This window comes from Acinetobacter sp. P8-3-8, assembly GCF_000214135.1.
Classification (GTDB): Bacteria; Pseudomonadota; Gammaproteobacteria; order Pseudomonadales; family Moraxellaceae; genus Acinetobacter.
This window is the reverse complement of the sequence record NZ_AFIE01000015.1, coordinates 1-14,217: the sequence shown is the minus strand read 5'-3', so window position 1 is coordinate 14,217 and position 14,217 is coordinate 1. Positions and strand designations below refer to the sequence as shown.

Here is a 14,217-nt window from a genome sequence, read left to right as displayed (position 1 = left end):
TTAAGGAAGCGATTATGGCTAAACGTACAGACATTAAAAGCATCTTAATTATTGGTGCGGGTCCGATTGTGATCGGTCAAGCATGTGAGTTTGACTACTCAGGTGCACAAGCTTGTAAAGCGCTTCGTGAAGAAGGCTATCGCGTTATTTTGGTCAACTCTAACCCAGCGACCATTATGACTGACCCTGCAATGGCAGATGCAACGTATATCGAACCGATTACTTGGCAGACTGTTGCGCAAATCATTGAGAAAGAACGCCCAGATGCTGTTCTTCCGACAATGGGTGGTCAAACAGCGTTAAACTGTGCCCTTGCACTTGATGCTAACGGTATTTTAGAAAAATACAATGTTGAATTGATTGGCGCATCAAAAGAAGCGATTGAAAAAGCTGAAGATCGTAAACTGTTTGATGAAGCAATGCGTAAAATTGGTCTTGAATGTCCAAAAGCTGATATTGCTGAATCAATGGAAGAGGCTTTAGAAATTCAAGCACGCTTCGGCTTCCCTGTGATTATCCGTCCTTCGTTCACGATGGGTGGTTCAGGTGGCGGTATCGCTTATAACAAAGAAGAATTCCTTGAAATCTGTGAACGTGGTTTCGATCTTTCGCCAACCAAACAATTATTGATTGATGAATCTTTAATTGGTTGGAAAGAATACGAGATGGAAGTTGTTCGTGATAAAAACGACAACTGTATCATCGTATGTGCGATTGAAAACTTTGACCCAATGGGTGTGCATACAGGTGACTCAATCACTGTTGCACCTGCACAGACATTGACAGATAAAGAATACCAAATCATGCGTAATGCTTCTTTAGCAGTATTGCGTGAAATTGGTGTTGAAACTGGCGGTTCAAACGTTCAATTCGGTATCTGCCCGAACACTGGTCGTATGGTTGTGATCGAGATGAACCCGCGTGTTTCTCGTTCATCTGCTTTGGCTTCAAAAGCAACAGGTTTCCCGATTGCAAAAATCGCTGCGAAATTGGCTGTGGGTTATACCCTTGATGAATTGAAAAATGACATCACTGGCGGTGTAACACCTGCTTCTTTTGAACCATCAATCGACTACGTTGTAACGAAGATCCCTCGTTTTAACTTCGAAAAATTCCCACAAGCTGACTCAACTCTTACCACACAGATGAAATCTGTAGGTGAAGTAATGGCGATTGGTCGTAATTTCCAAGAGTCTTTACAAAAAGCGCTTCGTGGTCTTGAAGTTGGTGTATGTGGTTTCGATGAGAAAATCGAAGCAGGTACTGAAAACGTTAAAGATAAAATCTTGGTTGAACTTAAAGTTCCAGGCCCAGAGCGTATTTGGTATGTTGCTGATGCGTTCCGTCACGGTTTCTCTTTAGATGACGTTTTTGCTGCAACCAATATCGATAAATGGTTCTTGATCCAAATCGAAGACATTATCAAAACTGAAGAACAAATTAAAACTTTAGGTTTTGGTGATTTAAACGCTGACAATATCCGTTCGTTTAAACGCAAAGGTTTATCTGACCTTCGTATTGCGAATTTGATGGGTATTTCACAAAAACAATTCCGTAAGCATCGTTGGAACTTGGGCGTAACGCCAGTTTACAAACGTGTTGATACTTGTGCGGCAGAATTCGAATCTGATACTGCTTATATGTATTCAACTTACGATGAAGAGTGTGAAGCGAATCCTTCAGGTAAAGACAAGATCATGGTCATCGGTGGTGGTCCTAACCGTATCGGTCAAGGTATCGAATTCGATTACTGCTGTGTACATGCAGCGCTTGCAATGCGTGAAGATGGCTACGAAACAATCATGGTGAACTGTAACCCTGAAACAGTTTCAACAGATTATGACACTTCTGATCGTTTGTACTTCGAACCGATCACTTTAGAAGATGTTCTTGAAATCGTACGTACTGAAAAGCCAAAAGGCATTATTGTTCAGTACGGTGGTCAGACTCCGCTTAAATTGGCTCGTGCTTTAGAAGAAGCAGGTGCACCAATTATCGGTACATCACCAGATGCAATTGACCGTGCAGAAGATCGTGAACGTTTCCAACAAATGATTCAACGTCTACAACTTCGCCAACCAAACAACAGCATTGTTAAATCTGCTGAAGAAGGTATGGCTGAAGCATCGAAAGTAGGTTATCCATTGGTTGTACGCCCTTCTTATGTATTGGGTGGTCGTGCAATGGAAATCGTGTATAACGACGATGAATTGAAGCGTTATTTACGTGATGCGGTACAAGCTTCAAATGAAGCGCCTGTGTTACTTGACCGTTTCTTAGATGATGCGATCGAAGTTGACGTAGACTGTGTATCTGACGGTAAAGACGTTGTGATTGGCGGTATTATGCAGCACATTGAACAAGCTGGTATTCACTCAGGTGACTCAGCATGTTCGATTCCTCCATATTCGCTTTCTGACGAAATCCAAGACGAAATGCGCCGTCAAACCATTGCGATGGCTAAAGAACTTGGCGTTGTTGGTTTGATGAACGTTCAGTTTGCTGTGAAAGGCGAAGACATTTATATCTTAGAAGTGAACCCACGTGCATCACGTACTGTGCCGTTCGTTTCTAAATGTATCGGTGAATCTTTAGCGAAAGTTGCAGCACGTTGTATGGCGGGTCAATCTTTAGAATCTCAAGGATTTACAAAAGAAATCATCCCGACTTACTTCTCTGTAAAAGAAGCTGTGTTCCCTTTCAACAAATTCCCTGGTGTTGACCCAATTCTTGGCCCTGAGATGAAATCTACAGGCGAAGTGATGGGTGTTGGTAAAACGTTTGGTGAAGCATTCTATAAAGCTGTTTTAGGTGCAAATGAACGCTTACCGGGTCTTCCAACCGAAGGCGAAGTGAAGCATGCCTTTATCTCTGTTCGTGATTCAGATAAACCACGTGCAGTCGGTATTGCCAAACAACTTGTTGATTTTGGCTTCAAAGTGATCGCAACTGGCGGTACTTATGATGTCATTAAAGCAGCTGGTATTGAATGTGAACGTGTGAATAAAGTCACTGAAGGTCGTCCTAATATCGTGGACCGCTTGAAAAATGGCGAAATTCACCTCATTATTAATACAACTGAAGGCAAGCAAGCTCAAGAAGACTCGTTCTCGATTCGTCGTTCAGCGCTACAAGGTAAAGTGTATAACACTACAACCTTGAATGGTGCTGATGCTTTATGCCAAGCTTTAGCGATTCAATTGCCAATGGATGTTTACCGTTTGCAAGATTTACAAACTGTAGGTTAATTCGTTTACCGAGAAGTCCCGTTACCTCTTGGTAGCGGGCTTTTTTTATTTCTAAACCTGTGTTTTATATTCACTAACATACTTGAGGGACAACAATGCAACGTTATCCTATGACTCCTGAAGGCAAGGTTGCCTTAGAGAAAGAATTACAACAGCTTAAATCTGTTGATCGTCCACGTATCATTGCAGCAATTGCAGAAGCACGTGAACATGGGGATTTAAAAGAAAATGCAGAATACCATGCAGCTCGTGAGCAACAAGGTTTCTGTGAAGGTCGTATTCAAGATATCGAAGGTAAGCTTGGTGCTGCTCAAGAAATTGATGTGAAAACACTTGAACAAAATGGTCGTGTGGTTTTCGGTGTAACGGTAACGATTGAAAATATCGACACTGAAGAACGTAAGACTTATAAAATTGTTGGCGATGATGAAGCTGATTTTAAGATCAATAAAATTTCAGTTAATTCACCTATTGCTCGTGGCCTATTGAGTAAAAATGAAGGCGACGAAGTAAAAATTGTGACGCCACAAGGTGAAGTGGAATACGAAATTGTGACTGTAGAATATATTTAATCAAATCTAGGGCTGATCATTCAGCCCTTTTTGTTGTTATAAAAAATATGAAGACATAAAAAGAATGCAGTAAAGGATTGTTTAGACTTTTCAAGCTATTCATATAAAATAAAAGCATCAACTACCCTTTGCACTTCCTATGACTGACTCAATTAACTCCCCTGTAAAACATTGGTGTGAGTTTGAATTTATTTCTAAAACTGTGAAGAATCCGAACATTCACATCAAGGGTAATTATTCTTATTATTCAGCTTATTGGGATCAAGGTTTTGAACGTTGTGTAGTGCGTTATTTACATGACAAACCGTCTACCGTTGAAAAGCCAATTGATCAGTTATATATCGGCAATTTCGTCTGTTTTGGAGCGGAATGTGTGATTATGATGGGTGGTAATCAGTTACACCGTCCAGATTGGATTTCAACTTTCCCTTTTGATACTCGTAGTTTTTTAGCTGCGGGTGATACAGTCATCAGTGATGGTTGTTGGATTGGTAGTCGTGCCATGATTATGCAAGGTGTGGCTCTTGGTGAAGGTGCTGTGGTCGCAACTGGTGCTGTCGTCACGCAGGATGTACCACCTTATGCGATTGTCGGCGGTGTTCCTGCCAAAGTGATTAAGTATCGTTTTTCTGAACAAGATATAGAAAAACTGCTTTCCCTTAAATTGTATGATTTAGATGAAAAGCAGATTTTAAAAATGCGAGAGGAGTTGCAGACGGATGATGTGGAAGTACTAAGTACTTATCTAAATTTAGCTTAATGACCTATACCTGACTCTACATATTGAAACCATTTCAGATCAAACTGATTTGATTGATATAAAGAATTTATTGAATAACTTCTAAGTAATGATAATATTCTTTGATCAACTTTCTGTGTAAATATAGGGCTACTTATGAATGAGTCACGGTCTCCTATATTTTGTTTAACTAAGTTTAAAAAGTTGACTATGGATGAAGATATCTCAAATGAATCACTCCACACATTCAACATAATATTAGTTCTTTGCTCCCTATCCGTTTTGTGCCAAGCATCTTCAAAAGTACTATTACTTTTACGAATCATAAAATCTGTATAATTATGAATGGCTAAAAAAATATCCTTAAATAAGTCTTTTGAATTTTTGAAAAATAAAGTTGCTAAAATTAAAGAGTCCTTTTTATCGTCGCCTATTTTTAACAATGAAAACCTATGAATTAAATTTATAATTTCTCTTTTTGAATACCCAGTTGCTTGATTATATGCTCTACACTCATGATAAAAATTATTACTTTCTAGCACCTCATACTTATATCCAAGTACACTTACGAATAAATATTTAATCACTTCTTCATAAAAGTCAGGTTCATTTAATGTGCTTTTGAGTTTAATTGTAAAATCTACAAACTTATCTAAATATTCCTCACCCAACTTTTCATCATAACCATAGTTATGGCAAACGACTTTTGAAAATTGAGTTTTATCCATCACTAAAACAAATACAATTTTAGGAATATCAAAAAAGTGCTTAATTCGCTCAATCAAACGAATCGCAAAATCAGGACGACAACGGTCGAGTTCGTCAATAACAAAAACTAAAGGTTTTTATAACTTATCTGCTAATTGAGCTAATTCTTGCTTAAATGCTAATAACGTATTTTTATCTGCTTCATGACTTTCAATTTTAGCTTCAATGCTTTCTTTTATTTTTTCACCAATTTCATCACTTGCAGATTCAATAACTTTTTCACCTGTTTCATAAGCTTGTTGAGCTAATGTTCCTAGAACTCCGCCACTAATCAAATTTAGTCCCAGTGTAAGCAACACTTTAGGTAAACTTGGCAATAAGGCTTGATAAGCAGCCGCAGCTTTTTCCTTAAATGTATTGATATGACTTTGATCAACATCATCATCTTTAGATAAACAACTTGTAATCTCAGAAGAAATTACTAAAAATGGATCTTCCAAGTAATCATTTGCAAATGCATCCAAATAAATCACATTATGGTTTTCATCTTCTAAATGTTTTTTCCAATGTCTTACAAACCAAGTTTTCCCCTCGCCCCAACGTGCATCTAAAGCAAGCACAGCACCACAGTTCAAACGATCTACATAATTGGTCAATTGAACGCCTAAACGCTTTCGATGCCAAAGATCGCCTTCCCAAGCTTGTTCAATATTATCTAAATTTGTACGTTGCCAATTTAATTGATTTTGTTCAGTCATACTTTGTTCATTATCATCAAATTAAAAATAGTATGACCGAACTCCATCTACATTGAAAAGTCATTTTTTCTTCTGCTCAAACGGCATCATCACTACACGATGCTTTTCCACGACTTTATCCTTTTCAGGTTTAAAAGCTTCCCAAGTAAAGTCTGTATAATTCAAAGTCCATTGATAATAGGGCTTTCCAATATCCTTGAATTGAATCGATAAACTTGAACCAGTTTCATCATGGCAATGCGGCGAAGTCTTATAATCTTTTTCAGAAAAACATGCTCGAATCATTTCATAAGAATAAAAAGGAACATCGGCCAAAGCTAACTGATACATCCCCTTCGGCTCTAACATCACAAAATCTGCAAACTGTTCACCTTTACCACCACCTGAATAACCAGTACCCCAATGCTGAACGATAGCAATTGCAAACTTTTGACGATTCAAAGGATAAAATGCAGGAAAGAGTTCAACGCCATAGTCGCCCAACTCACCATCCTCAGAATTTTTATTGTGATGCTGGTAATTTTTAAAATTCCATGCATCAGCGACTTTATAGCTCTTTTTATTTTTAACAAGTTCAATCAATTGAGGCGTGCTATCAATTAAATAAACTTTACTATCATTCGCTGCTTTCTTTTTCCATAGATTTACACCTTCTGAACAAGTTAAATTCAAACTGGCACAGATCTTTTTTAACTGTAAAGATTCAGATTTCAATTTAACCAAAGGAACAGCCTGAATTGCATCCACAGCAAAAGCCTGTACTGAAAACACCATGAACGATGAGAATAATACGGATTGGATTACAACATGTTTATGCATATTCATGACCAATAATTGCTCCAGCGTCCTATCAAATTAAGCTTATCTTGCATGATGAATGTGAATATTTCCAAAAAACAATCAAGAATATTCGACATTCAATACACACGAGATCATTAACATGAACAATAATTTAACTTTTCCAACATAGACATATAATGATCCTTAGAATTATGTATATTTTTTGTTCTTATCGATGTTAATGATCTCATGATTTTAAGCATTCCCTAGCTAAATTATTTTCTAAATTTCCTGTAATTCCATGATGTTTCTCCAGATTTAAATATCTTGATTTTGATATTACAAGCTATTGACTAATTAAAAATAAATTAAGATATTTCAATAAATTATCCCTATAAAATTACTGGGTTTTATTCTATTCATATTCACGTTATGATCAATGTGTAAACTGATTTACGTGTTCATTTTTCATCATTCAATTCAGCATTTTTATCAAAATAAGGAAATTACTTATGGCTTATCAAAATATCCTTGTCCCTGTTGATGGTTCAGAAACTTCTCTTTCTGTGGTTAAACATGCTGCTGAATTAGCCAAAGCATTTAACAGTAAAATCATCGTCGTACAGGTCATGACTTTAGACCCTTATATTGCTTCAGAATATCTTGCGAACGGTCAAAGCAATATGCTGATTGAACGTGCACGAGAATTTATCCAAGATAATATTAATGTTGCAAAAGAACAGTTTCTTGCAGAAGGTGTAAAAGTTGAAACGCGTTTACTTGAAGGTGAAAACATTGCACGTACAATCACCCAAGCCACGACTGATTTAAAAATTGATTTGGTGGTTCTCAGCTCTCATGGTCGCACAGGCTTCCAAAAATTGTTAATGGGCAGTGTTGCTCAAAGCCTCATCACAGAATTACAGATTCCAGTATTGGTTATTAAATAGTTTTAGATTTTTAAACGGGTTTGAACAGCCTGATTGGAAATATTTAAACATTCGAAACTAGAATCCCTATCAGAAAATCATGATGGGGATTTTTAAATTTTAGCAATCAAGGTGTCCATTGATATTTTTTAAATTAATTTTGCCATCAATCACTACTACATTTTCAGCTAATAACAATGCACTCTGGATACAGTTGCCCTGCTCATCCAATTTATTCAAACTAATTCGACCTTGTGAATTCACCACTCTATACCACGGAATCGCATGCCCTTCTTCCAATTGTCCTAAAACACGCCCAACCAATCGAGCATGTTTAGGCAAGCCTGCCAATTGAGCAATTTGTCCATAACTGGCAACTTTCCCTTGCGGAATCTGCACAATAACATTGAGAATAAGCTGTGCAAGTTCATTATTTTGCATGATTGCAATCACCATTGACCAATAAAGAGTCGTTTACAATTTTTAGGCAAATGTATTCTGCTCACTACTCTTTTACTCTTAAAAGAATATCTAAAACAACAAGAGTATATCTATGAAACGGACTTTATCTCAATTACTCCTTGCTTCGGCTATCGGTTTAGCATCAATCGGAGTAGTTTCTCAAACCCAAGCAGCACCTTCTATTGACATTCAAAGTGTCCTGCAACAAGAGCGCGCTTGGGCAGGTATGGAAACGAAGCGTATTAAAGTCGGTGATATTGACTGGGCCTATAGTGAAGGTGGTCAAGCAGGTAAACCGACACTATTATTAGTTCATGGTTTGGCAGGGAGTCGAGATAACTGGAATCGTTTAGCACGTTATTTAACACCTTATTATCATGTCATTATTCCAGATTTACCCGGTCAAGGTGACAGCAAAGTTCCCAATGATTTTGATTACTCACTTCCGAATTTAACTGAAAAGTTACGTCGTTTTGCTGAAGCACTTAAAGTTGATAATGGTTTAAATGTTGCAGGTCATAGCATGGGCGGTGCTGTTGCCCTACTTTATGTTGCACAATATCCTGTTGATACGAAATCATTATTCTTGGTTGATAGTGCAGGTGTATTTAAATCTGCAAATACCCCTTATTTAAAAGATCCAACAACGCTGCGTAATATGATTGTCAGCAAACCCGGTGATTTTGATCGTTTAATGAAAATCGCCATGAATACACCACCGTTCATTCCAAAAGAATTGAAAGATGCGCAAGAAAAGTTAATGATCAGCCAGTCTGCAAATACTTCAAAATTGGTTGAACAATTGATTGTGATGTCGAAATTATTTACCCCTGATTCTTTTGCAATTGCGGCACGCTCTATTGACCAACCTGTACTCATTGCATGGGGTGATAAAGACCAAATCATCAATGTTGAAGCAGCAGCGGAGTTAAAAAGTTTATTAAAGAACGCTCAAGAACCTATCATATTAAAAGGGATAGGACACATGCCAATTTTGGAACAAGAGCAATTAATGGTTAAACCTTATTTGGACTTTTTAAGTAAACATGCGAAATAACTGAATTTAGCCTAACGTCAAATCCGCTTGGTACTCTCTCCTTGATCAAAAGAGTGAGTACCGAAAGCATTGACGATTAGAAGTTCGCTGGATTTTCCAAACGTTTTACTTCTTGTGCCTTTTTAGGATGATGTACCGTTGCTACACCGTCAGCAGATTTCTTATCAACTAAGGCTTCAGGATTATAAATGGTGATGGTTTCATGCCCTTCTGCGTCCTCACCTACGATGTATTTCACCCCTTTACGGTTCATTTTATTACACATCCGTTGGTACCACCCTTTAAAACCAACCGTTTCTTCATTCGGATTGTAATAAAAAGCATTCATTACAGCAGGCAAACCTAGACCACAAACCACACCTGAAAGTAATACACTAATAAATGTATAACCAATCAAGATACTACTGTACTCATGAAGTTCTGGAATATTCGCAACCGCAAGAATCAATGCTAAAGAAATACCACCACGTACCCCACCCCAAGATAAAATAGCTAAACTACCGTTATAACTTTTTTGCCTAAAACTTGGGAAAAATGCAAAGGCCAAAAAGTTAGCAGCGAAACGTGAAAGATGTAATGCAAAGAAAGCAAAAATACCGCCAAGAATCAAACTGGTACTTAAATCTAAAATGAAGATTTCCAAACCAATTAAAGTAAATAAGAATGAATTGATAATACCTTCAACAGTATGCCAAAAGTGGTTAACTTCACGGATTTCTCGTTCTTGTAAAATCTCTTTCCACTTATTACCAACAATTAAACCACCAATAACACATGCAATCGGTGCTGAAGCATGAGCTAATAAGGCAACCAGATAAGAACCACATGCCAACAAAGCAGTTGTCAGAATCAAAGATTCCATTTCATGTTTACCACGAAGTAAACGTAAAATACCTAAACCAAATGCCCAACCGATAATCACAGCAACAACAATTTCATAGAGAAAGGTTTGTAAGGTTGCTACTAAACTAAAATGTTCACCTTCTAAAACATTTAATAAGGTCATGAATACTGCAATACACATGGCATCATTAAATAAAGATTCACCTTCAAGTTTCACAATCAAATGATGTGGCGCACGAACCGAACTTAAAACCCCTTTAACACCAATCGGATCGGTTGCACCTAAAGCAGAACCCAATAGCAATAACACTAAAATCGGAACAGGATTTCCAATCAAATATTGAAAACCAAACACGATTCCTGCAAAAAATACAGCGCAGAATAACAGTGCGATGGTGGCAAGAATACTAATCGGTTTCCAATAAACTTTCAGATCTGAAACTTTAAATTTGAGCGCAGATGAAGTCAAAATAAAACAAATGACCCCATTCACCAAAAAATCATAAAAATCGATGTGACGTACAGCTTCTTCAATATTGTGAATATTGATCGAGATAAACTGATTTCCGTTGAGCAGACCTGCGCCCCATTGCAAAATAAAGACAAAAATTGCAGAAACAATTGGAACACCAATAGCCTGAGGGAAACCTAAAACACGTTTATTAAAAATAGTTGTTGCAATAGAAAGTGCAAAAACGACCGTAAAAACTTGTAGAAAAAAATAATTACCCATGCAAACCCTGTCGTCTATTTTCTAATTTAAGTTAGCATCAAACACTCGATCATTTCCCAAATAGATACAAAATAAAAGACCATTTAACCATCTTGGTAATTTTACAAAAAAATGAGAAAGTTTAAGCAAATATTTATAATTCTTAACATAAAACTGTCTGTATTGATCAACCACTCCAAAACAAAAAGAGAGCGCGTTAAAAGCGCTCTCTTTCAATACAGCAATGCATCTTTTTTACATACAGCAATACATGGTTTTTAAATAGATTTTATTTAAAAGTATCACATTGATTAACATCACCAGATTTTAAACCGACATTAAACCATTGCATCCGCTGTTGGCTTGTTCCATGCGTAAAGCTATCTGGAACTGCATAACCACGGGCTTGTTTTTGCAAATAGTCATCACCAATTTTTTGTGCAGCATCCATCGCTTCTTCAATGTCACCCTGTTCTAAGAACTGAGTCCGTTGCTGAGTATGATTTGCCCAAACACCTGCAAAGCAATCTGCTTGTAATTCTAAACGTACAGAAAGCTGATTGCCTTGTGCTTCACTGGCTTGTTGACGGGCTTTTTGTACTTGTGAAGAGATCCCAAGAAGATTTTGCACATGATGTCCAACTTCATGCGCAATCACATAAGCTTGTGCAAAATCACCAGCTTCATCTTTGGCAGAAAGTTCAGATTGATTTTGCTCACCTGAAATTCCCATTTGCTGACGCATATCTTTAAAAAATTGGGTATCAATATAAACTTTCTGATCTGCAGGACAATAAAATGGCCCCATAGCAGATTGTGCTGTTCCACAAGCTGAATCTGTCGTCCCTGTGAAAAGTTGCAATTTAGGAGGCGTATATTGCGCACCTTGTTGCTGGAAAATGGTGGTCCACGTATCTTCCGTATCCGCCAAAATTGTTCCAACAAAATCTTTAACTTCTTTCTGCTCAGGCGTGAGTGTAGTCGGTTCAGCGCTTTGCGTTGCACCTGCCGATGTCACTTGCTTGGTCGCTTGATAAGCTTGCTGAGGATCAACACCGAAAAACTTCCACGCAACAAAGGCCACAATAAGCCCAAGGATACTGATCCCACCTGCTTTTACACCGCCACCACCACGTCGATCTTCGACATTTTCACTGACACGACGTCCTTTCCAACGCATAGCCTTATCCTTCTTATTTTATAAATTGAAAATAGCGAATTGCTTTCAACTTATGCAGTTGTCGATTTACCACGGATTTTTTGAATTAATCCAATAACCAATACAACAATCAGACCTGCAACAATACCCACGAGCATATTGATTAAAGTCGGTGTCATTGCTCCCACAATACTTCCCACTGTTGGAATATGTTGTGCATGATCAACAGCTTCTTCTGTCAAATGATGTAATGACGAAACTGTATGTGTAATGATTCCACCACCCACGAGGAACATGGCCACCGTACCAACGATAGTCAAAGTTTTCATCAGTTTAGGGGCAAAAGCCAATAAACCACGCCCAATAGTTTGTTTCAGATTGGAAGCTTGTTGAGTCAAGTACAAACCAAGATCATCAATTTTAACAATCATTGCCACAAAACCGTAAACACCTACAGTCATGAGAATTGCAATAACAGATAAAACCATCACTTTGGTACCAAATGTTGCCGTAGCCACTGTACCCAATGAAATCACAACAATTTCAGCAGAAAGAATAAAGTCAGTACGCACTGCACCTTTAATCTTGTCTTTTTCAAACGTCGCTAGATCAGTTTCGATCTGTTCCATTTCCTGATGAGCAGCTTCTTCTGTTTTGGCTTTTTTATGATGCAAGCTATGGAGGACTTTCTCCACACCTTCATAGCACAGAAACAGACCACCAATCATCAACAAAGGATTAATCAACCATGGCGCAACGACACTGATCAATAAAGCCAAAGGAACTAAGATTAATTTATTAATAAATGAACCTTTGGCAACATTCCAAACCACTGGAAGCTCTCGATCAGAACGAACACCGCTGACCTGTTGTGCATTTAAAGCTAAATCATCACCCAAAACACCTGCTGTTTTCTTAGCAGCCATTTTACTCATCACGGCAACATCATCGAGAACAGTTGCAATATCATCTAATAATATTAATAAACTACTCGCCATTTTTTATCCTAAGTTTTAGTTATTTGGCTATTTTAATTTGAAAATGCTTTTTTCTATAGAAAATTTTGCAGATTTTCACATTTATCTATAAAAATCTGCTCATCACCAAATTTCACTGACATTAAAATAAATTATCTCGTACAATGTGCGCATTCACAAAACACGACTGTCCTTTAATAAGACTTTGGAAGCGATAATGACGAATCAAGATAATCGTCCTGTGATTTTGACAGGCGACCGTCCTACTGGACAACTACATTTAGGGCATTTTGTAGGTTCTCTACGCTCACGAGTAGGCTTACAAGATTCTCATCATCAACACTTACTTCTTGCCGATGCTCAAGCGCTGACTGACAATGCCGATAACTTTGAAAAAGTTCGTCGCAATATTTTGGAAGTAGCAACAGACTATTTGGCTGTTGGCATTGATCCAACGAAAACCACGATTTGTGTTCAATCATGCTTACCTGCATTAAACGAACTCACCATGTTGTATTTAAACTTCGTGACTGTTTCTCGTTTAGAACGTAATCCAACCATTAAAGCTGAAATTCAATTACGTGGTTTTGAACGTGATATTCCAGCAGGTTTCTTATGTTACCCAGTTGCACAGGCTGCTGATATTACAGCATTTAAAGCGACTGTTGTGCCTGTTGGTGAAGATCAGATTCCAATGATTGAACAAACCAATGAAATTGTTCGTCGTTTGAATCGTCAAATCGGGCAAGAAATTATGCCTGAATGCAAAGCACTTTTATCGAATATGAGTCGTTTGCCAGGTTTTGATGGCAAAGCCAAAATGTCTAAATCTTTAGGCAATACCATTGTGCTAGATGCTTCTGATAAAGACATTAAAAAAGCGGTAAATGCAATGTACACTGACCCGAATCATCTTCGTATTGAAGATCCAGGGCAAGTTGAAGGCAATATTGTATTTACTTATTTAGATGCTTTTGATCCAAATAAAGAAGAAGTGGAAGAATTAAAAGCGCATTATCGCCGTGGTGGTTTAGGTGATGGTACGGTGAAAAAACGTCTTGAAGGCGTTTTGAAAGAATTGATCACACCGATTCGTGAACGTCGTATGGAGCTTGCAAAAGACCCTGATTACATCATGGACATTTTGAAAACAGGTACTGAAAAGTGCCGTATCATCACGCAAAATACGCTAGATGAAGTTAAAAATGGTTTAGGTGTATTTCATTTTTAAACTTTAATTAAAATATTATTGTGCATTGAATAAACAAAAAAG

The 14,217-nt window shown here is 37.6% G+C and carries 11 protein-coding genes and 1 pseudogene; 6 read left to right on the top strand and 6 right to left on the bottom strand.

Going from position 1 to position 14,217, the window contains the following annotated elements; all coding sequences use genetic code 11:
* Positions 1-14 precede the first annotated feature (14 nt).
* The 3 genes from carB (at position 15) to GGG_RS0108475 (ending at position 4,580) form a co-directional block, all read left to right on the top strand.
* Positions 15-3,248 (top strand): carbamoyl-phosphate synthase large subunit, encoded by a 3,234-nt coding sequence (gene carB / locus GGG_RS0108485; RefSeq protein ID WP_010113866.1) that lies wholly within the window; start codon positions 15-17, stop codon positions 3,246-3,248.
* 95 nt (positions 3,249-3,343) lie between these two features.
* Positions 3,344-3,820: a transcription elongation factor GreA gene (gene greA / locus GGG_RS0108480; protein WP_010113860.1), complete on the top strand. Its 477-nt coding sequence runs from the start codon at positions 3,344-3,346 to the stop codon at positions 3,818-3,820.
* Between the two features lie 139 nt (positions 3,821-3,959).
* Complete coding sequence (locus tag GGG_RS0108475; RefSeq protein WP_010113858.1) at positions 3,960-4,580, top strand: CatB-related O-acetyltransferase; 621 nt, start codon at positions 3,960-3,962, stop codon at positions 4,578-4,580.
* Here GGG_RS0108475 and GGG_RS21610 read toward each other — a convergent pair.
* Both GGG_RS21610 and GGG_RS0108465 read right to left on the bottom strand, forming a co-directional pair.
* Positions 4,577-6,025, bottom strand: a pseudogene (locus tag GGG_RS21610) (P-loop NTPase fold protein). The gene GGG_RS0108475 and the pseudogene GGG_RS21610 overlap by 4 nt on opposite strands.
* A 60-nt stretch (positions 6,026-6,085) precedes the next feature.
* Positions 6,086-6,844 (bottom strand): hypothetical protein, encoded by a 759-nt coding sequence (locus tag GGG_RS0108465; protein ID WP_227500491.1) that lies wholly within the window; start codon positions 6,842-6,844, stop codon positions 6,086-6,088.
* A 473-nt stretch (positions 6,845-7,317) separates the two neighbouring features.
* Between GGG_RS0108465 and GGG_RS0108460 the strand changes: the two genes are divergently transcribed.
* Entirely contained in the window at positions 7,318-7,755 is a 438-nt protein-coding gene (locus GGG_RS0108460) for a universal stress protein (RefSeq protein WP_010113854.1), read from the top strand.
* Between the two features lie 99 nt (positions 7,756-7,854).
* Here the strand turns inward: GGG_RS0108460 and GGG_RS0108455 are convergent, their stop codons facing one another.
* On the bottom strand, positions 7,855-8,175 hold the full coding sequence (locus GGG_RS0108455; protein WP_227500490.1) for an MGMT family protein: 321 nt from the start codon (positions 8,173-8,175) through the stop codon (positions 7,855-7,857).
* A 112-nt stretch (positions 8,176-8,287) separates the two neighbouring features.
* Between GGG_RS0108455 and GGG_RS0108450 the strand changes: the two genes are divergently transcribed.
* Positions 8,288-9,253: an alpha/beta fold hydrolase gene (locus GGG_RS0108450; RefSeq protein ID WP_010113851.1), complete on the top strand. Its 966-nt coding sequence runs from the start codon at positions 8,288-8,290 to the stop codon at positions 9,251-9,253.
* A 76-nt stretch (positions 9,254-9,329) separates the two neighbouring features.
* On the opposite strand, the gene GGG_RS0108445 is transcribed toward GGG_RS0108450, so the two are convergent.
* From GGG_RS0108445 to GGG_RS0108435, 3 genes are all read right to left on the bottom strand, one after another.
* Complete coding sequence (locus GGG_RS0108445) at positions 9,330-10,829, bottom strand: sodium:proton antiporter (RefSeq protein ID WP_010113850.1); 1,500 nt, start codon at positions 10,827-10,829, stop codon at positions 9,330-9,332.
* 268 nt (positions 10,830-11,097) lie between these two features.
* Positions 11,098-11,988: a neutral zinc metallopeptidase gene (locus tag GGG_RS0108440; RefSeq protein ID WP_010113848.1), complete on the bottom strand. Its 891-nt coding sequence runs from the start codon at positions 11,986-11,988 to the stop codon at positions 11,098-11,100.
* 50 nt (positions 11,989-12,038) lie between these two features.
* Positions 12,039-12,965 (bottom strand): DUF808 domain-containing protein, encoded by a 927-nt coding sequence (locus tag GGG_RS0108435; protein ID WP_010113846.1) that lies wholly within the window; start codon positions 12,963-12,965, stop codon positions 12,039-12,041.
* A gap of 196 nt (positions 12,966-13,161) precedes the next feature.
* Between GGG_RS0108435 and trpS the strand changes: the two genes are divergently transcribed.
* Positions 13,162-14,175, top strand: a complete 1,014-nt coding sequence (gene trpS, locus GGG_RS0108430; RefSeq protein WP_010113844.1) for a tryptophan--tRNA ligase — start codon at positions 13,162-13,164, stop codon at positions 14,173-14,175.
* The last annotated feature ends 42 nt before the right edge of the window (positions 14,176-14,217 follow it).

Coding starts and splice junctions, on each gene's coding strand:
- GGG_RS0108445 (WP_010113850.1), bottom strand. CDS start 10,829: ATGGGTAATTATTTTTTTCTACAAGTTTTTACGGTCGTTTTTGCACTT.
- GGG_RS0108435 (WP_010113846.1), bottom strand. CDS start 12,965: ATGGCGAGTAGTTTATTAATATTATTAGATGATATTGCAACTGTTCTC.
- GGG_RS0108475 (WP_010113858.1), top strand. CDS start 3,960: ATGACTGACTCAATTAACTCCCCTGTAAAACATTGGTGTGAGTTTGAA.
- trpS (WP_010113844.1), top strand. CDS start 13,162: ATGACGAATCAAGATAATCGTCCTGTGATTTTGACAGGCGACCGTCCT.
- GGG_RS0108455 (WP_227500490.1), bottom strand. CDS start 8,175: ATGCAAAATAATGAACTTGCACAGCTTATTCTCAATGTTATTGTGCAG.
- GGG_RS0108465 (WP_227500491.1), bottom strand. CDS start 6,844: ATGCATAAACATGTTGTAATCCAATCCGTATTATTCTCATCGTTCATG.
- GGG_RS0108440 (WP_010113848.1), bottom strand. CDS start 11,988: ATGCGTTGGAAAGGACGTCGTGTCAGTGAAAATGTCGAAGATCGACGT.
- GGG_RS0108460 (WP_010113854.1), top strand. CDS start 7,318: ATGGCTTATCAAAATATCCTTGTCCCTGTTGATGGTTCAGAAACTTCT.
- greA (WP_010113860.1), top strand. CDS start 3,344: ATGCAACGTTATCCTATGACTCCTGAAGGCAAGGTTGCCTTAGAGAAA.
- GGG_RS0108450 (WP_010113851.1), top strand. CDS start 8,288: ATGAAACGGACTTTATCTCAATTACTCCTTGCTTCGGCTATCGGTTTA.
- carB (WP_010113866.1), top strand. CDS start 15: ATGGCTAAACGTACAGACATTAAAAGCATCTTAATTATTGGTGCGGGT.